Annotated in this window: 18 protein-coding genes and 2 pseudogenes; 8 read left to right on the plus strand and 12 right to left on the minus strand. The window is 62.0% G+C overall.

The window, feature by feature from the left end:
• Positions 1-165 precede the first annotated feature (165 nt).
• The 6 genes and pseudogenes from D4765_RS19770 to D4765_RS19495 all read right to left on the minus strand — a co-directional run bounded on the left by D4765_RS19770 (position 166) and on the right by D4765_RS19495 (position 6703).
• Entirely contained in the window at positions 166-306 is a 141-nt protein-coding gene (locus D4765_RS19770; RefSeq protein WP_237280478.1) for a hypothetical protein, read from the minus strand.
• A 253-nt stretch (positions 307-559) separates the two neighbouring features.
• A pseudogene (locus D4765_RS20190) lies at positions 560-757 on the minus strand (DUF4265 domain-containing protein); the annotation flags it as partial.
• 798 nt (positions 758-1555) lie between these two features.
• On the minus strand, positions 1556-3532 hold the full coding sequence (locus D4765_RS15185) for a right-handed parallel beta-helix repeat-containing protein (protein WP_136643162.1): 1977 nt from the start codon (positions 3530-3532) through the stop codon (positions 1556-1558).
• A gap of 31 nt (positions 3533-3563) precedes the next feature.
• Positions 3564-4460 carry a carbohydrate ABC transporter permease gene (locus D4765_RS15190; RefSeq protein WP_201799335.1) on the minus strand — a complete coding sequence of 299 codons (897 nt, stop codon included), beginning with the start codon at positions 4458-4460 and terminating at the stop codon, positions 3564-3566.
• Positions 4460-5404 carry a carbohydrate ABC transporter permease gene (locus tag D4765_RS19490; protein ID WP_201799332.1) on the minus strand — a complete coding sequence of 315 codons (945 nt, stop codon included), beginning with the start codon at positions 5402-5404 and terminating at the stop codon, positions 4460-4462. The genes D4765_RS15190 and D4765_RS19490 overlap by 1 nt, the downstream gene beginning before the upstream one ends.
• A 3-nt stretch (positions 5405-5407) precedes the next feature.
• On the minus strand, positions 5408-6703 hold the full coding sequence (locus tag D4765_RS19495) for an extracellular solute-binding protein (protein WP_201799333.1): 1296 nt from the start codon (positions 6701-6703) through the stop codon (positions 5408-5410).
• 110 nt (positions 6704-6813) lie between these two features.
• On the opposite strand from D4765_RS19495, the gene D4765_RS15200 reads away from it, so the two are divergent.
• From D4765_RS15200 to D4765_RS15210, 3 genes and pseudogenes are all read left to right on the plus strand, one after another.
• Positions 6814-7995, plus strand: a complete 1182-nt coding sequence (locus D4765_RS15200) for a LacI family DNA-binding transcriptional regulator (RefSeq protein ID WP_201799334.1) — start codon at positions 6814-6816, stop codon at positions 7993-7995.
• 97 nt (positions 7996-8092) lie between these two features.
• Positions 8093-8902 carry a D-isomer specific 2-hydroxyacid dehydrogenase family protein gene (locus D4765_RS15205; RefSeq protein ID WP_272898632.1) on the plus strand — a complete coding sequence of 270 codons (810 nt, stop codon included), beginning with the start codon at positions 8093-8095 and terminating at the stop codon, positions 8900-8902.
• Positions 8903-9107: 205 nt separating this feature from the next.
• Positions 9108-9773 (plus strand): annotated as a pseudogene (locus D4765_RS15210) (Gfo/Idh/MocA family protein); the annotation flags it as partial.
• A 134-nt stretch (positions 9774-9907) separates the two neighbouring features.
• On the opposite strand, the gene D4765_RS15215 reads toward D4765_RS15210, so the two are convergent.
• Together D4765_RS15215 and D4765_RS15220 are read right to left on the minus strand one after the other, a co-directional pair.
• Positions 9908-10411, minus strand: coding sequence for a low affinity iron permease family protein (locus tag D4765_RS15215; RefSeq protein WP_136643166.1), 504 nt, complete (start codon positions 10409-10411; stop codon positions 9908-9910).
• 1 nt (position 10412) lies between these two features.
• Entirely contained in the window at positions 10413-10964 is a 552-nt protein-coding gene (locus D4765_RS15220; RefSeq protein ID WP_161580460.1) for a DUF2127 domain-containing protein, read from the minus strand.
• 285 nt (positions 10965-11249) lie between these two features.
• Here D4765_RS15220 and D4765_RS15225 point away from each other — a divergent pair, with 285 nt between their 5' ends.
• Positions 11250-11750: a DUF6069 family protein gene (locus D4765_RS15225; RefSeq protein ID WP_136643168.1), complete on the plus strand. Its 501-nt coding sequence runs from the start codon at positions 11250-11252 to the stop codon at positions 11748-11750.
• An 88-nt stretch (positions 11751-11838) separates the two neighbouring features.
• On the opposite strand, the gene D4765_RS15230 is transcribed toward D4765_RS15225, so the two are convergent.
• On the minus strand, positions 11839-12333 hold the full coding sequence (locus D4765_RS15230) for a TetR-like C-terminal domain-containing protein (RefSeq protein ID WP_237280480.1): 495 nt from the start codon (positions 12331-12333) through the stop codon (positions 11839-11841).
• A gap of 233 nt (positions 12334-12566) precedes the next feature.
• Here D4765_RS15230 and D4765_RS15235 point away from each other — a divergent pair, with 233 nt between their 5' ends.
• Positions 12567-13379, plus strand: a complete 813-nt coding sequence (locus D4765_RS15235) for an MFS transporter (protein WP_237280481.1) — start codon at positions 12567-12569, stop codon at positions 13377-13379.
• On the opposite strand, the gene D4765_RS15240 is transcribed toward D4765_RS15235, so the two are convergent.
• A complete protein-coding gene (locus tag D4765_RS15240) occupies positions 13360-13749 on the minus strand; it encodes a VOC family protein (protein ID WP_136643171.1) in 390 nt (129 codons plus the stop codon). The genes D4765_RS15235 and D4765_RS15240 overlap by 20 nt on opposite strands.
• Before the next feature lie 76 nt (positions 13750-13825).
• Positions 13826-14533 (minus strand): helix-turn-helix transcriptional regulator, encoded by a 708-nt coding sequence (locus D4765_RS15245; protein WP_136643172.1) that lies wholly within the window; start codon positions 14531-14533, stop codon positions 13826-13828.
• Between the two features lie 42 nt (positions 14534-14575).
• On the opposite strand from D4765_RS15245, the gene D4765_RS15250 reads away from it, so the two are divergent.
• Together D4765_RS15250 and D4765_RS15255 are read left to right on the plus strand one after the other, a co-directional pair.
• Positions 14576-15442 (plus strand): sigma-70 family RNA polymerase sigma factor, encoded by an 867-nt coding sequence (locus D4765_RS15250; protein ID WP_136643173.1) that lies wholly within the window; start codon positions 14576-14578, stop codon positions 15440-15442.
• Positions 15443-15501: 59 nt separating this feature from the next.
• Positions 15502-15738, plus strand: coding sequence for a hypothetical protein (locus D4765_RS15255; protein ID WP_136643174.1), 237 nt, complete (start codon positions 15502-15504; stop codon positions 15736-15738).
• A gap of 18 nt (positions 15739-15756) precedes the next feature.
• Here D4765_RS15255 and D4765_RS15260 read toward each other — a convergent pair whose 3' ends face one another.
• Positions 15757-16221 (minus strand): hypothetical protein, encoded by a 465-nt coding sequence (locus D4765_RS15260; protein ID WP_136643175.1) that lies wholly within the window; start codon positions 16219-16221, stop codon positions 15757-15759.
• Positions 16222-16653: 432 nt separating this feature from the next.
• Between D4765_RS15260 and D4765_RS15265 the strand changes: the two genes are divergently transcribed.
• Positions 16654-17955, plus strand: a complete 1302-nt coding sequence (locus D4765_RS15265; protein WP_161580461.1) for an RNA polymerase sigma factor — start codon at positions 16654-16656, stop codon at positions 17953-17955.
• Positions 17956-17957 lie beyond the last annotated feature (2 nt).

Consider the following 17957-nt stretch of genomic DNA (forward strand, 5'->3'; position numbering starts at 1 on the left):
CTCAACCTGACGTGACTGATGTGGTCATACCGGTGCATTCGAGGCAAAGTGCTCGATGACAGGGAAATAAACTGAGACTGACTCGTTAACAACCTCTCGCAGCGGCTGAAAGCGTACCGAAGGCTGTCCGGCCCGCGTGCGGTACCTCGTCATCCATTGGCCCCACTATCGCTCGTTGTCGGGAGTGAGCATCCCGGCAGCATCCGTCGGATCTCCGGTGAGGGTCACCTCATGGTCGACGAGACCCGCCAGAACCGTCGGCCCCTCGCGGAAGGCGATCGTGGTGGGTTCGTCTGGAATAGGCACTGCACTGAGCGTGAAAGGTAGCGAGACGTCGCAGATTGTGAGCCCACCAGGGTGCCTGAGCACCTGGAACCCATCGCCGGGCTCCACCTCGCAGCCCCTCACGTCTGCTGGACCGGCCAGCCACTGAGGCATCCGCAGCCGAATGTCGAGAGGTGCCTCCTCGTCGGAGCTCGCTTCGATCCGCATCCGCAGCGCTGAGGGGCGATGAGCGTCTCCGGCGTCTGCTGCATTGGCGTCGGGACCGACATAGTGAGATTTCGTCTCCGATGGAGAGACCGGCGGCGAAGAAAGGCGAGTTCTGTAGTTGGTAAGTTCCGGCCGGCAGTGGAGCAGCCCAAAGCCCCTCAGAGGTGAACGAGGGCCATCCATTTGATATCTGACCGTTGCGCCTGAGGTTCTGAAGCGTTTGATCCTCGCAAGAGCCAAAAGGACTTAACCCGGACAGCGACACATGAGATGAGGAAGGGCTGTGAAGGATCGTATCGAGGTGCCTGATGTGCGATGAGCTCTTGTGTTAAAAGCTGCTGTGAGAATAGCCACGACACATCCTCGAGGGGGTCGGGCCGTGAATTTCGCTGACGACCACTCGCACAGGGCTGGCGTCAGTAAGGATGAGATGTACAAGTCTGAGAGTCTCGCGGGGCCGATGGTTTGTTTAATCCGGGTCCGCCCACGCTGGAAGCGAAGGAACGCGTCTACGCCAAGCAACACCCACCGGTAAGAGCTGCGACACGCAAGCCGACGCACCCATCGCCAGGGACGGCGGAAGCCCCGACAACGTCGCTGAACGCATTGCAACCTTCCACCATCTCGGCGACATGACACCTTCTGCGAGGTAGTCAGAAACAATCTGGATGCGCACGTGGGAAGTATGGGTGCACGCCATCGACCTCGGAAACGGCGCCAGCATTCATGACCCACCTGACGATCTCATCGACGCGTTACTCCGCGACGTGCTAGCTTCATGGGCCCGGGGACGTGCGAGCGAGCAGCTACCTCCTATGTTCTCAGAGCCATTGGCCGGGCCGATCCTGCAGATGAGGCTCCCGATCAAGCCGATTCGATCGTGGTTCGTGGGCTCGCCGCAAACCTAGCAAGTTGGGCAACTAGCCGAAGCAACGGCAGCGAGTTCCTCTCCGAAAATGACACCGTGCCCCCCGCCCCGGGTTGACTGTGAAATAACCGCTTGCACATTCACGAAAGCACAGAGGGTGCACAGAAGGTTCGTGCTCTCAGCCACTGCGACTGATTACCAAATTCGTGTTCGGTTCAGTCCGCTCGTTAGCGGTGCGATGGGACCAGGCGGGTAGCTGGACCCGTGCTCTTTCTGCACGCCGTTCACGTCGATGAGAAAAGTCGCCGTGCTCCCGTCGCGCTCCTCGAAGTCGGCGTCGACGAATCGAACTTTAAGCAGATCGTGGCCCGAGACGGTCTCGACTTGGGCGACGTCGAACTCGGGCGGCAGATCGCTCGTCAAGTAGACATGACCGTCGGCCTCGATGATAGCGGCGCTTGCCGGCCCTTTCAAAACGATTGGGTTCGCTTCCAGCTCGTATGGTTCAGCGCCGGCTGCGTAGGTGTTGTCGCGGACGTACACAGGTTGTTTCGCGCCGGCGAAGCGTTCGTGGTCGCCGCGGGTAGGGTCGTTGACCATGGCGAGGTAGTCCGCCAGGTGGGCAGGGTGCCCGTTGTATCCAGCTAACCCGAAACCAGAGGTACCGTGCCCGTGGGATGCGTCCGCCCCGTACGGTTTTGCGGGGCTGCTGCCGAGGAAGAGATTTCCGATGTGCCGGTCGTCGCCACCGAGGATGGCGGCATAGCCGGCCACCTGGGTACTGTGTGGCACGTGATAGGGCGTTGGGCGTTCAACTACAGGCTCGAGCAGCACGCTGCCGAGAACGAGGTTGTTCACAAACGCGCCGCCCTGGCTGAAGATCTCGAGCGATGCGGAGGAGCCAAAAATGTTGTGTTCGACAAGGTAGGGGCCGTGGCTTACCTCGACAAAGAGATCCCTGCTGTTGTTGTACAGGACGTTTCGGGAGAGTCGGGTGCCCTGCGTCTGCCAGTCCAACCAGATACCCAAGGACGTGTCGTGGATGCGGTTGTGCCGGATGATCACATCAATCGCCGCATGTAGTTTGATGCCGCCGATCTCGTACCCGTAAAATTCGCGCTTCAGCGCGATGTTGTAGATGTGGTTGTCTTCGATGGTCGAGAATACGCAGCCCAGGTGTCCGACGATGCCGTTTTGACCGCAGTCGTATATTGTGTTCCGACGGATGAGGTGGGAGCCGACATGTTCGCGGTCCCAGCCGATCTGGCGGGCAGAAAACACTGATTCGAGCTGGTATTGGTAGCCGGGTTTGTCGCGGCGGTCTGTGGCGAAATTGTGGCCGGTGGTCTTTTCCTTACCTATTGAGATCGCGGAGCATTTTGCGTCGTGGATGATGTTGTCCTCGATCACCCATCCTTTTGCCCAGTTCGGTCCGATCAGACCCGGCTGGTCGGCTGTCGGAGGAGTCCACGGGCTGGCAGACTGGGAGAGCTCGAAGCCGCGTACGGTGATGTAGTCGAGGTGGTGTTCGGTTGGGTAGAACACTGAACGGCGTACGTTGATTTCGACGAGTTCGGTGTTGGGGTTTGCGTTGTGAAAATTTGCCCAGATGGTTGTGGCGTCCTCGTCGACTTCGGCGTACCACACATAGCAGGTCTGTGCTGGATCGTTGATCGTGGTTGTGGTTGCCGTCCAGTCGTCAACGACCGTTGTTCGTCGGGTTGGGTTGGACACTTCCGTGTGGCTGAGGACTTCGTAGAAACTCTTTCCGTTGAGGTACACGTCGCCGAGGTGTTTCTTCGGTGAGTCTTCGGCGGCGTAGACGATCCAGTCGCCGTTGAGTTCTTCAGCGAACGGATTGAAGGTGCCGAAAAAGGCGTTCGGTATGACCGCCTTCCAGACCGTCCCGTGCTCGTGCTCCCACGAGTTGATGTGTTCTGAGCCGGTGATGATGACGTGTTCGCCGGCTGCGGCTTGGTAGGTGATCCGCCGGATGTCGCTGGAGCCACCGAACTGGGGTTTCACCCATTCCCGGTAGATACCATCGTGGACGATCACGGTGTCTCCCGGGCGGGCTCGGGCGGCAGCCTGGTTGATCGTGCGGAGCGGAGAGTCGGCGTGGCCTGGGGATGTGTCGGAGCCAGTGGTTGCGACATGGAAGATGGTAGTCATATTGAGGTGGTGGTCCCTTGGCGGTGTGGTGTTATTTTCCGAAGCCGGCGGTGAGGCCTGCGAGTAGCTGTCGCCTGCCGAAGATGTACAGTGCCAGGATCGGAAGGGTGGACAAGACGACGGCAGCGAGCACGGCGGGGATGTTGGAGGTGAATTCGCCTTGGAACGACCAGAGCGCCAATGGCAGCACTCGCTTATCGGGGCTTTGGGTGAGAACGAGGGGGAAGATGAAGCCGTTCCAGACGTTCAGTCCGTCATAGATCGCTACCGTGGTCAGCGCCGGGCGGGCCAGCGGCAACACCATCGTGGTGAGCATCTTCCAGTTCGACGCACCGTCGACCCGCATCGCCTCGTACAGCTCGTTGGGGATGTCGCGGAGGAAGTTCACCAAGATGATAATCGAGAGTGGCAGCGAGAATGCGACGGAGGGCAGGATCAGTGCGATGAGGCTGTCGTAGAGTCCGGCGCGGGTGATCATCAGGTAGATCGGGATAATCACTGCTTGTAGCGGAATCGCCAGCCCGAGCAGGAACACCGAAAACGACAACCGCAGTCGTCTGCTGGTGAGCGAGCCGCGAACGATCGCGAAGGCTGCCATCAACGCGAAAGCGACTGCGAAGGCGACACTGACAAGCGTCACGATCAGGCTGTTGGCGAAGTAGGCCAGAAAATTGTTCTGCAGCACCAGCGCATAGTTGTCCAGAGTCGGTGACGCGGGGGGCAGCAGGGCGTTACCGGAGAAGAAGTTGGTCTGGTTCTTCAAGCTGGTGATCACGACGTAATAGATCGGGACGATGGCGATGAGTAGCCAGATCGTGGCCGTGATGCCTGCCGGGATATTGGGGAGCACCCGGTTTCGTTTTCGCCCCCGTGGAGCTGAGGCCAATCGGGTTGTGGGGGTTGTTCGGGCGGGGGCGGCGATGGCCATCATGCACCTTCCAATTCGCTACTCATCTTTGAGAATCCGGAGAACTTCGTCAGCCCGAGCGATAGCACCAGGCCGAGCACGACGAGGATCACGGCGAGGACGCTCGCGAGTCCCATGTTGTAGGACGAGAACCCGGTCAGGTACATGTCCAACGGGAGCAACCGGGTTGAGGTGCCGGGGCCACCGCCGGTCAGAACGAACACGATGTCGAAATAGGTCAGCGATCCGACAAGCATCAGGGTTGAGGACGTGATGATGGTGTTCCGAAGCTGCGGGAGGGTGATGTTGAAGAACTGTGCCATCCGGCCCGCCCCGTCGAGAGTCGCCGCCTCGTACAGACTCTCCGGGATCTGCCTCACGCCGCCCTGATAGAGCAGGGCATGAAAGGGGACGAACTGCCAGGCGATGATGAACACCACCGTGTAGATGACAATGTTCGGGTCGCCCAGCCAGTTCTGGGACAGCCACGGCACGCCAAGTGATTGGCCGAGACCGAAGTTTGGATCGAGCAGGGACTTGAAGGCGATCGCGATCGCGGCCGCAGAGATCAGTAGGGGGATGAAGAAGAAAACCCCGTACACGGCCCGGTATTTTTGTTTCCCGGCGGTGAACACGCCCAACAGAAGCGAGATGGGCGTCTGGATGATCCAGCTCAGTGCCATCACCTGCAGAGTCAGCCCGAGCGAGTGGTACGTCTGCGGGTCGTTGAATGCCTTGATCCAGTTAGTGAGCCCGCTAAAGTTGATGGCGTTCAGGCCATCCCAGTCGGTGAAGCTCAGCCCCGCGACGATGACGAGCGGAACGATCGCGAACCCGACGAACATGATCAGCGCGGGAGCTGCGTACCAGGCGCTCGGAGCGGCGGTTCGAGTGGCGTTGTTCGAGGCATTCCGGGGGGTGCCGGCCTGACGTTCGGCCAGCACCCCGGTGTGCGTTTCGGTCATGATCTATTTGCTCGCAGCGGTCATCGCATCGGCGAACTGCTGGGGGGTGCTCTGCTTCAAGAACACCAGGTCAAGGTTCGTCAGCAGCGCGTCAGCAGCGCTCGGGTCGATTGCCTGATCCCAGGACAGAGTGAAGTTCGCCGCGTTCTCTGACATCTGATAAACGTCCGTCAGGAAAGAAGCGTTCGCGCTCTTCGCGATTTGCGCATCCAGCCCAGTGATCGGCGGCACACCGCCTGAGGAGAGCAGCCCGGCGATGTAGGTGTCGGTCATGTTCCCGCCTGTGAGGTAGCCGGCGGCTGTGGTCTGCTGGTCCTTGGATGCGTCGGCGGAGATCGACCAGTAGTTGGAAGCGTTTCCGACGACGTTCGACGCGTCGCCGGTGCCACCCGTGACGGTGGGGAAATCACCCCAGCCGAGGGTGTTCGCCGAAATGAAGTCGGGTGCTGCGGTCTGGATCGCGGCGTATCCCCAGGCGCCTTGCAGGATCATCGCCGCCTTGCCGGTGTACATCAGGGCGAAGTCTGCGCTGCTGTCGGTGGCGACGGATTGGAACCCGTCCACGAACCCGCCGGCGTCGACGAGTTGCTGGATCATGGTCAGCGCCTGAATAACCGACGGGTTGGACCACGCACCAGCCTCGCCGTCCTGGATGGCTTTAAAAGGGGTAGGACCGCCGATCCGGTCGGTGAGGTACTCCAGCCACATCAGTTCGGGCCACTTGCTCGCACCGCCCAGCGAGAACGGGGCGATTCCTTGCGCGCGGAGCGTTTTGACGTCGGAGAGCAGCTCGTCCCAGGTGGTCGGAGCACCGGTCAGGCCAGCCTTGGCCATCACATCTTTGTTGAAGTAGATCAGGGCCGGTTGCACAGTGTTGTTAGGCACCGCGTAGAGCTTGCCGTCGACCTCGCCGTTGGCGGCGATCGCCGGGAATACTTTGGCTGTCAGCGAGCTGTCAAGCGGCACAAGTTTGTTCGCGTCGACATAGGATTTCAAAACCCCGCCTCCCCACGTCCAGATCAGGGTGGGGGAGCTGCCGGAGCCGATCGCTGTTCGTATCTTCTGCTTATACGCGTCGTTGCCGAAGAATTGGACGTCGACTTTCTTGCCCGTATTTGCAGCATTCCAGGTATCAAATGACGCCTGGATGGTTTTCTGCTGCCCGGTCAGTGCCCACGCGCTGGCGTTCCCGGTGGAACCCCCGCCGGGACCCGACGTGCCGCACGCGGTGAGAGCTAACGCTGCGGCGGTGAGCAGTGCCACGCCGAGCGTGGCGCGTTTTTTTGCTGTGAGCTTCATTGCTCGTCCTTTCGATCAGTGTGATGGAAGGAAAACATTACGAAAGTTTTTACGACCGTATTGTCTTCACGGCACAAATTTGGTCGATTAGACCCATAGAGTCAAGCAACATGTTCGCGAAAAACTTTCGCGGCACGTATGTTGACGGTGAGAGGATGGGGCGGCTAGAAATGGTTCAGGCAAAGAACGAGAGCGAAGAGTCAGTGACGATAGAACACGATCTCATCTCCGAGAGGAGAAAACCGGCCAGGCGAATCACCCTCGCCCGGGTGGCTGACGAAGCGGGTGTCTCGATCGCGACGGCATCCAAGGTAGTGAACGGGCGAACCGGGGTGGGGGAGAGTACCCGTCGTGACATCGAACGAGTTGTCGAGGAACTCGGTTACGTCGGAGTCAGCGAGCGAGAACGGCCTGTCAGAGGGCTCCGGGAGCCCCTCGTGGAGATCGTTATCGATTCCCTGAAGAACCCGTACGCGTTGGCGTTGCTCTCAGGCGCGATAGCCGCTGCCGAATCCGCGAAGGCCGCTGTCGTCACCCGGAGACTCGGCGCACTCGCCACCGAGTCTCCGATGAAGTGGGCGCAACGTTTGGCCAGAACGGGGCGGGTCGGGGTGATTGAGGTCACGTCCGAGTTCTCCGCCGAACGAGAAGCCGCTCTTCGATCTGTGGGACTTCCTGTTGTGCTGGTCGACCCGATCGATGTGCCCCGAACCGCGACCGTGAGCGTCGGCGCAACCAACTGGGCCGGCGGCATGGAGGCTACCCAACACCTCATCGACCTGGGGCACGAGAACATCGCCTATATCGGCGGTCCAACCGGGGCCGCCTGCGATGTCGCCCGAACGCACGGCTACCAAGCAGCTATGCACCAAGCTGGGCTGCCCACGAACCTCGCGGAGATCATTCACGGTCCGTTCACCTTCGAACAAGGACTCGAGGCCGGAATCACCATCCTCGCCCGGCCCCACCGCCCCACCGCGATCTTTGCCGCAAGCGACGTCGCTGCACTTGGCGTGATGGAAGCAGCCCGCCGACTCGGTATCGCAATCCCGACGCAACTCAGCGTCGTCGGGTTCGATAACACCATGCTCGCCCCTTCATCGGCACCGCCGCTGACAACGATCCATCAGCCTGTCGAAGAAATCGGCGCCACCGCCGTCGCCACCATCTTCCGGCTCGCCAGCGGCGAAACACAGCCCACAAAACGAGTGGAACTGGCGACACACCTCGTCGTCCGCGACTCCACGGCACCACCACCACGGCATTCAGAAACGAGCATTCACCATCGCTGAAATAGCCATCGCACCGAACCCAGAGCGCTGGCTCGTCAACGCCCTCTACGACGCCGGGATCAGTGCCGGAACCCTAGACGAAGACAGCCGCGGCCTGATCTGGCTCGGATTTCATGACCCCGACGGGCTCGCCGCCGCGCTCACCAGAGCCCCGAACATCGAATGGGTCCAACTCCCCTCGGCTGGAGTCGACGACTTCGCCCTCGCCGGACTGCTCGACCACAAGATCATGTGGACCTCGGCTAAAGGTGCCTACTCGCAGCCCGTCGCCGAACACGCCCTCGCCCTCATCTTCGCGATGCTCCGAGACCTGCCAATCCGGGCAAGAGCGCATGACTGGGGCAAGCCTGCCGGTACTACGCTGCACGGAAAACGCGTTCTGATCGTCGGCGCAGGCGGTATCGCGACAGAACTTCTCCGCCTCCTGGCCCCCTTCAACAACCACGTTGTCATCATCCGCAGAACGCCAGCACCTGTCCCCGGTGCACAGCAGACAGAACCCTTCGAAAGGCTCAGCAATGAACTCGCCGAGGCCGACATCGTCGTGCTCGCGGCCGCCCTCACCCCTCTAACTCGAAAACTCATCGCAGCACCAGAGCTCCACACAATGAACCCCGGCGCAATCCTCATCAACATTGCACGCGGCGGACTCATCGACCTCGACGCGCTAACGACTGCCCTTGCGGATAAACAAATTCGCGGCGCCGCCCTCGACGTCACCGAACCCGAACCGTTGCCCTCCTCCCACCCTCTCTGGAAAGAACCCCGCGCGCTCATCACACCCCACACCGCAGACACCTGGGACATGATCTGGCCACTACTTCAAGAACGCATCATCAGCAACGCCAAACACTTTCTCGCCGGCACCGACATGCGCGGCCAGATCAACCCTGCGGCCGGCTACTAGAGCTCATATTCACCCAAGTCGCCAGAACAGTGGGAAACGCGCTGGCAAACCGACTCGATGTTCCATTTGTCGACGGCGGCAGCCTGCACACCAAGAGAAACATCGCGAAAATGCACTCTGGCGAACCACTCGACGATACCGATCGTGGCCCCTGGCTAGAAAGCATCACCCTGTCAGGAAGCCCCGAGCTGATCGCAGACCGTCTCGGCACCACCCCGCGCTTGCTCTGGCGAAACGATTCGTCGACGACGGCCGCATCGGTACCATTCGTCATGTTCGTGCCCAATACCTGCAGGACTGGCTCAGCGATCCGCTCGCGCCGCTCACATGGCGGCTCGACCGGCAGAAGGCCGGATCCGGCGCTCTCGGTGACATCGGGGCACACAGCATCGACACTGCCCAATGGATGACCGGGCAGAGCATCGACGCTGTCGCGTTCACCGCGGAGCTCAGCGGCGGTGCGCTCGGCGTGTTCGAGGCCACGCGGCTGGCTCTCGGCCGACGCAACGCCAACCGCATTGAGATCAACGGCGACCGAGGGTCGGTGGCCTTCGACTTCGAGCGTATGAACGAGCTCGAATACTTCGACGGCACGGATGCCGAAGATTCCGAAGGCTTTCGACGCATCCAGGTGACAGACCCCGTTCACCCTTACGCCGCCCATTGGTGGCCGACCGGCCATGGCCTCGGTTATGAGCACCTCCTTACCCACCAGGTCGTCGATCTTGTGACAGACATCAGCGGTAGGCGGCAGCCGTCACCCTCGTTCGCTTCTGCGTTGCAGATACAGCGTGTGTTGGCAGCAGTGCAACTGAGTGCTGCCAACGAGTCCCGTTACACGAAGGTCTCGTTGAACACAGCGAAGAGATGAGCGCCACCATGACCAGACCAGCAGGCTGTCTTCGTACCTCGCCTGGGTCGATCCGCGCCGCGGCGACGGTGGTTGCGAACAGCATCGATGCGCGGCGGAATAGGCGGTGAGGGGAACGCATCGAAGAAGGTGCGTCAGTCGGTTCGCCGAGCTTCCAGTTTTTCCCGTGTAAGGGCATCGTGTTTTGCGCTGAGTGGGTGGCTGCTCAGAAGGCCGCTGTCGTCGATGGCTTTTTCGCGGTCGCTGAGGTTGAGTTCGGTTAGCGCTTCAAGTTCAGCATCGGGTGCTTCCTCGACCGCGATGAGCCGCTCGTCTGCTCCGGGCATTGCTCGGAGGATCTCGTCGAGTTTTCGTTGAGTCGCTGATTGTTGCCGGGATTGGGTGTGCTGAATGGCGAACACCATGATGAAGGTCACCGACGAACTCACGACATAAAGCGCGTTGTCCCACCAGTCGGGAAAATTGGTGAGGATGCCGAAGATGACCCAGGCCAAGATCGATGCGGTCGCGAAGAGACCCGCGGCGGAGTGTGAGCTCGCCTGCCCGATGGTGTGGAGCATCCTGCTTGCCCGCGACCTCGATGCAGGAGAAGTCGCCGTAACGCGGTACCCGAGGGTGTCGTAGGGGGTGTTGGTCATTTCAGTTGGAGTCACTTCGAGCAGGCACGTTCGGTCTTGCGACGTGTGATTTGAGTTCGCGATATTCGCGCCACACCAAGTAGATGATCACGACGTCTAGAGCGGTGAATATCGCCATCGAGAGAGTTGGCGTCGTGACGAGGGCATAGACCTGATACGCCAGAAACACTGTCAACACTGAGAGTGCCCACGGGTATGCGCGGTGAAACCGCTTCAACAGGCAGTAGACCAGAGCGATCTTGACGACGCCGTGCACGATCAGGAAGGCAATGAGAAATGTCGAGTTTTGATGGGCGAGTTGTGAATCGAGATGGCCGATGTTGCTTGCAATGAAGAGGTGAGCAGCGGTGTGGCCCTCGTTGGCTTCGTTCACGATTCCGGAGAGCAGGGCGTGAACGGCTGCCGGTGCGAGCCAGAGTAAGAGTCCGGCCAGTAGCTCGACGGCCCCGTCGACACCCTTCACGATCACTGCAAGAAAGTAAAATCGGTCGAGTATCGAACGCCGACGCGGTGCGTGTTCGGTGTCGGTGAGCGGGGGTGCGGGGATGACCATGTATCCACGGTAGGTAGCCCCCTGGCCGGTGGCGTCCCCCAAGGGGATGAACACCGCTACATACATCGAATGACATAGCTGGACCATCGTGGTCTTCTCATTCTGGGTACGGATACCCGCGGTGAGGCAGGGTCGGGTGGAGATGCTGGCTGCTCCTTTGCGGGCACGGTCATCCTTCAGGATGATGTCAAGATCACCCGTCGGTCTGACGACAGCCTTGCGGGTGAAGCATACGGTGGGTGCTGTCACGCCGAAGGTGCGCGTGCCTCAGACAGGAAACTCGTTGTGACTAACGTCTCGCACAATGAACCGGCCAGACAGTCAGGCAACCGGTTGATCACCGCCCTCCGACTTGATTTTCCGGCCGGCAAAAACCAGCCGGGCCTAGCGCGGTTCATCATCGCGACCGCCGTCGCCGTTGCCTTGTCGCTGCTCGCGTGCGCCGGACTCGCTCAGCTCGGTGTGGTTCTCTTTCCCGCGACGAAAGGGTACGAGCACTATGGGTTCGCCGACTACGGAAAACTCACCATCATCGGAGTCGTGCTGGCCTCTCTTGCCTGGCCCGCGCTCACGTTGATCAGTACCCGGGCGCAACGACTATACGTTGGGCTGGCGGTGATCGTCACGATCGTGGGATTCGCGCCCGATGCCTGGATCCTCTATCAAGGTCAACCTGCCGACGCCGTCTTCATCTTGGTGCTCATGCATCTCGCTCTGGCCCTGATAACCGTGCTGGCATTGATGTTCATCGCCCCACAACACCCCGCACGCCGAGCCCTCCAATAATCCTCGAAGAATTGGGTGGACCCAGAAATGGGCCTGGATCGTCGTATTCCCGGGACGGTGAGAGAGGCGCCACACGGCGCAGGCCTGTTTAGTGCAGACGGTTCCCGTCGGGGGAGGCGATGCCTCCGAGCACGCTCAGCACGATTCGCTCGGCCAGGCCGGCGTCGATCGGTTGGTGGCCGAAGAGTGCTCGGTAGTAAAGCGGTGCGGCAAGCAGATCCGGCGTGAGCTCCATGTCAATCGTTTTGTAGATTTCTCCGCGAGCAATTGCACGTTCGAGGGCGGCGCGGGTGCTGTTTCGGCGAGGCTCGAAGTATTCGCGAAAGAAAAAGGCCTTCAGTTCGCTGTCGCCTGCGAAATCGGAGACGAGACCGGGCAATGCGTTCGCGACCGAGGAAGAGGTGAGGCCGTCGGCAAGGTTTGAAATGCCGGCGAGGAGATCGCAGCGCACACAGCCAGTGTCGAGAGTGGGCGTGGTGCCCAGCACCGAAATCAGCGCGTGTACGACGACGCCGGGCAGGCTGTTCCACCGACGGCGCAGCGCCGGTTTGCTCGTGCCGGCGGTGACCGCGATGGCCTCCATGGTCAGGGCGGTGTAGGGCCCTCGGCCGAGAAGTGTGAGTACCGCCTGCGTCGCTCTATCATCAATGGTCTTGTCACGCGGGCGACCGCCTGGCGCGGCACGCGCGGGGTGTGGTGCGGCATCACTGTGCTGTTGCGATATGACTCGACGTTAGCGGAGATTCATTGCGTTCCGAAGCGGAACGTTGCGTGAGGTGCGCGATGGATTAACAGCTGAACCGGATGCACGCTGAGGTGCCTTGGCAGGTCGACTCGAGCGAACCCTTCGCTGAGGTGGCGGCCGGCAGCGGAGGCCTGTTCTCCCGCAGGTTTCGCGCCTTCACTGTCGGTATTCTGCTGAGCGTCGGGGTGGTGGCGTTCGAGTCGCTCGGAGTGGCAACCATCCTGCCGGCCGTCGCGACCGAGCTCGGAGGGTTGGGCGGATACGGTTGGGGGCTCTCGGCGCTCATGCTGGCAAATATTGTCGGCACAGTGGTCGCCGGCACAGACATCGACCGCCGGGGCCCCGCCCGCGCAGTATTCATCGGAAGTCTCGTATTCGCCACCGGCTGTCTCATCGCCGGCCTTGCTCCAGAATGGTGGGTCTTCGTTGTCGCCCGCGTGCTCCAAGGGCTCGGTATTGGCGCGATCATGGCCTACGCGTACAGCCTCGTCGGCATCGCTTACCCAAGCAGACTGCAACCGGTCATGTTTGCTTTTCTCTCTTCGGTGTGGACGATCCCTTCGCTGGTCGGCCCCGTATTCGTCGGTCTCGGCCTCGCCGCGGGCGCACTTGCGTGGACAGCCGGTTCGTTTGTGCAGGCACGCCTCGACGCGGTCGATCCTGGCCGCCGCGCGCGGTCGGTCAGAATCGGCTTTCTTGCTTTGCTCGGTGGCGAGATCACGATGGGTGCAACGATCGCACTCCCTGAAATGTGGGTGGGGTGGGCGATCATCGCTCGTCTCGGTGACACCTCGGTCGCGTTCGGCACTGTGTTCGGGATGACCGCGGCATTCGGTCTGTTCGGCACGCTCCTCGCGGGTCGACTCACTGAGAAGCAGAAGTGACCGCCGGTCTGGAGAAGAGGTTCACGAGGTTACCGTCAGGGTCGCGAAACAGGGTGGACCGGTTGCCCCACGGCATGGTGGTGGGTTCGAGCACAATGTCTTCGAGCACGTCGTGCAGCCGAACGAACTCCGCGTCGACGTCGGTGACGAGGTACTCGATGATGATCGTGTCGTTGCTACCCGGCTGTGGTGCGTGGTCGCCGAGCATCGCGACCGTTGCCGTGCTGGCGATCGCGAGGGTTCCCGTTGCCGTTCGAATCTCGGCGAAAACAGGTGCGGGCCGCACGGCGACCGTTTCGGTGACAGCCTCGTAGAAGCGTGCGAGCCGGTCGACGTCATGAGTGATGATTCGAATCGATGCGAGGTTCATGGGTTCCTTGTCTGTCGGGCCGCGCGGCCAGACGAGTCCATCCTGGGCTGACCGAGCGACAACGTACTGTCGGCGTTTAGAGCGATTCCTCGCCTGTGCCCACTCTTCGCAGCTCTCCGTACACGATGCCGAGGTCTTGTGCGCTGAGCGGGCGTCGCGGTGGTCGCTCAGCGAGAGACTCCGCCGTGCTGATGCGGTCGCCGCGGAACGCGCGAAGGCCGTTGCGAAGGCGACACCAGGCGATCAGGTACCAGTCACTGCCCTTCACGACGAATCCCATGGGTTCGACGTGCCGCGAGGTGACAATTCCGTTGCGGTCACTGTAGGCGATCTGCAGAACGTGCCCGGTTCGGAGCGCGTCAGCCAACTCGCGCGGCGCCTCATTCGACCGGTGCTCACCGAGCAGGTGGATGCGGGTCGCGAGAAGCGCAGTCTCATTCAGACGGCGATCGTCGGTTACGGCGACAACCTTGCGAAGCGCCGACGCCGCCGCTTCGCGGAATGGGCTGGTGGCCAGAGCGCCCAGGGAGATCATCATGGCGAGCGCCTCGTCGACAGTGAACCCCAGGGGCGCCAGAGTGTGCGCCGGGTCAAGGCAATACCCTCCCGCGCGGCCCGGCTCTGCCCAAATGGGTACTCCACCCTGTTGCAGCGCCGACACATCTCGCTCGATGGTGCGGGAACTGACACCGAACTTCTCGGCGAGCCACCGGGAACTCCTCGGCCGCGGTGCCACGGCCCGCAACTCCTCCACGAGTGCGTAGAGTCGATCGGTGCGGGTCACACCTAGACCCTAGTTGCGAGAGCGAACGTTAGGCTTGAGCATGTGGAGCCAGCCCAGTCTTTCGAGCTCGAACGCCCGCGGTTGACGGCCATCGCGGCGCGGCTGCTCGGCGATCGACACGAGGCCGAAGACATCGTGCAGAAGGCGTGGCTGCGCTGGAGCGAAGCCTCGACTGAGGTGATCAGTCTGCCCGCGTGGTTGACGACGGTAACCACCCGGTTGTGCCTCGACAGGCTGCGCGCGCGCATCCCTTTGCCGGCCGAGACTCTCGATGCGGTCGCCGCCGGCCACGACGATCCGGCGACGACCGCAGAGCGGGCTGAGTCGGTCGGCCAGGCGCTTCATATCGTCATGGCGAGGTTGACCCCGAACGAGCGGGTGGCATTCGTTCTCGCCGACACGTTCGGGTTTGACTTTGTGAGCATCGGCGAGATTCTGGATCGCAGTGCGGCAGCAACGCGCCAACTGGCGTCGAGAGCGCGAAACAAGGTGGCGAGTGCCGAGCCGGATGGCCCTGCATCTGACGCGCAGGTTGTGGACGCCTTCATGGCCGCGGCCCGCGGCGGCGATCTCGAACGCCTGCTCAGCCTCCTTGCCCCCGATGCAGAGGTGAGCGCCGACGCCACGGCGATTCTGGCGGGCACGCCTTCGTCGATTCGCGGCAGGGCTGCGGTCGCCGAGTTCTTCAATGGCAGTGCTCGTGCGGCGCTGGCTGTGTTCATCGACGGCCGGGCGGGTGCGGCCTGGTTTCAGAAGGGAACGGCGAAGGTGGCCTTCGATTTCACGGTCGTCGAGCACGAGGTGCAGGGCATTGTCTTTCGGGCCGCCCCGGCGACGCTCCTGCAGGTCGTGCCACGAAAGGCAACCCTGCCGAGAAGCCCAGATACGAACTCGCCGTCACATTCGTGACTGCTGATTCGTCAGGAGAGTGAGTCGTGCCATTCTGGCGCCTCGTGAGGAGAACCGAAATGAAGACCATGACCTGCCGCCAGCTGGGCGGACCGTGTGATGAGGCCTATGTCGAAGCGACCGCTGACGACGTGATCAAGGCGCAAGACCGCCACCTGAAGGCGGCTGTGAAGGCCGGCGATGCGACCCATGCTGAGGCGCGCGATGCGATGAAGGGCCGATGGATGCACCCGAAGAAGTCCATGGACTGGTACTCCGGGGTCAAGCGCGACTTCGCGGCGCTTCCCGAAAGTTGATCGGCGAGGGGCGGTGACTCAGAGCTGACCCAACACCGCCGTGCTGAGCGCTGACCTGTCCCACAGTTCGACGTAGTCGCGAAAGATCGGAGAGTGCCGGCGAGGTTGGCGAAGCCACGTGCGGAGTTGCGTTTCGAAGTAGTCGAAGAGGGCGGGCTGGAGGCCCCCGTTCATCGAGTCGCGCCGAAGCTCGCTCAGCATGTGCTCCGACCAGTTCGACGCCGCATCTGCGCCAGGCAGGCCCGAGATGCGCAGGCGCAGATTCAGCCGTCTGGCGGTGAGGCCGGCCGCGGCGCGCTCACTCGCCGAGAGAAACTGCCAGATCGTCGCTACATTGCCGGCTTCGATGAGTGCGCAGATGAGCGAGCGCCGAGCCATCACTTCACGGCGACGGGCAGGGCGGTCGTTCACGTGCAGCACGATGAGCACGGCGAGCAATACTGCAATCAGAGCGCCAGCGGCGGCGGCGAAGAGAGTGATCATGGGGCGTTCCTGTCGTTGAATGCGCGGCAGGCCACGAGCCCGCTCTGCCTAGGAAGACACCGATTCACCTATTTTGTGACGCGCCGCCCTGCCCACACGTCGGATGGCTCAGATTGCTCGCAACAGGTGCAGCACAAGCAGGACTCCGCCCACCCAGATGCCGATTGAGATTGCGATTGCCACAAAGATTCCCCGAAACCGGCGATAGTTCTCGTGTCTGAGCATGACGACCCCCTGGATGGACTGCTGCGACTGCTCGATCTCCGATGCCCGTACCCGCAACATGTGCTTCCGTAAAGGAAGACCCTCCGTTCATCGTTTCGTGACGCGGCTACGAAAACTTTCATTTGCGACCGCATAAGATGCGGCGCGCCGACGAACCCGATAGCGTGAGGGTCGGGGGGCCTACTACCGCGCCTTTGGGGGCTGACCGTGAAACACGCCTACGACTCTGAAGCCATCGACCAGCTCCACTCCGACATCGACCTCGTCGCTCTGACGCGCGAAGGAGACACTCGGGCGTTCGCTGAACTCTGGGCGCGGCACGCTGGTGCTGGTCAAGCGTTTGCGCGAGGATTTTCGAGCTACGACGCAGAAGATCTCACTATCGAAGCGTTCTCGAACATTCTCGCTTCGGTGCGCGCCGGTGCTGGTCCGACGGCAGGGTTCCGCCCGTACCTATTGAGTACGATTCGCAATGTCGCGCGCAACTGGTCTCGAAAAGCCGACCCGATCACAACAGACGAACTTGACCACCTTGCCGACCCGGCCACCGAAGAGGCCGCTGAACTTGCGGCACTCGACAGCGGAATCACGGCCACCGCCTTCAGGTCGCTGCCGACCAGGTGGCAGGAGGTTCTCTGGTACTCCGAGGTCGAAGCGATGAAGCCACGGGAGATCGCACCGCTTCTGGGGATGTCTGCGAACTCGGTTTCTGCGCTCGTCATCCGCGCGAAAGCAGGGCTTCGCGCTGCCTGGGTTCAGGCGCATCTGAAGAAATCGCACGATCCCGCGTGCGCGGCCGTCGCCGGCTTCTTCGCCTCATACTCGCTCGGTAGCCTGGCGAAGAAGAACGTCGATGCGGTCGACCGGCACCTCGCGGTGTGCGAGCGGGATTGCGTGATCGTGCTCGAGGAGGCCAGTCACGTCAGTTCGATGCTGGTACTGGTTCTACTGCCCCTTGTCACCGGTGTCGCCGGGGCCGGGGGATATCTGGCCTACACGCAAGCCGGCGCGCACGCGGCGGTGTCTGCTTCGCCCGTTTGGACCACCGGGTCGGTGCACGCCATCCCGGGCGGCTCGAGGGCCCACCTCGCTTCTGCGACCGTGAAGACCCCGGTGACCAGGGTGGGGCTCGTCGCCGGTATCGCCGTTGTCGCAGCGGTTGTGATCATCGGGGCATCTGTGACGTTCGCGCTTATTCTCGGCAGCTCGGGCAGAGTGAAGACGGCCCCAGACGCTGGAGCCCCGGTGGCCATGCCCAGCCCGGAGTCGTCGCCGCTCGCCACAGCGATACCCGAGCCGGCGAGCACGCCCGCCGCCCCCGATGCGCCCGTGACCCCGCTCCCGACCGACGCGCCGGCTCAGAAGACGACGCCGAGAATCAGCACCTACACGGTGCCCGTGTCGAACATCGATGCGCCCACGGCGGTGCCGCTCACCACCCCAGAAGTTGCGCCTGCGACGACCCTGCCGACCCCCCATCGGGCCTGCGCTGGGTCAGCACGGCGTTAACA

The organism is Subtercola vilae (assembly GCF_004923255.1).
Taxonomy (GTDB): Bacteria; Actinomycetota; Actinomycetes; order Actinomycetales; family Microbacteriaceae; genus Subtercola; species Subtercola vilae.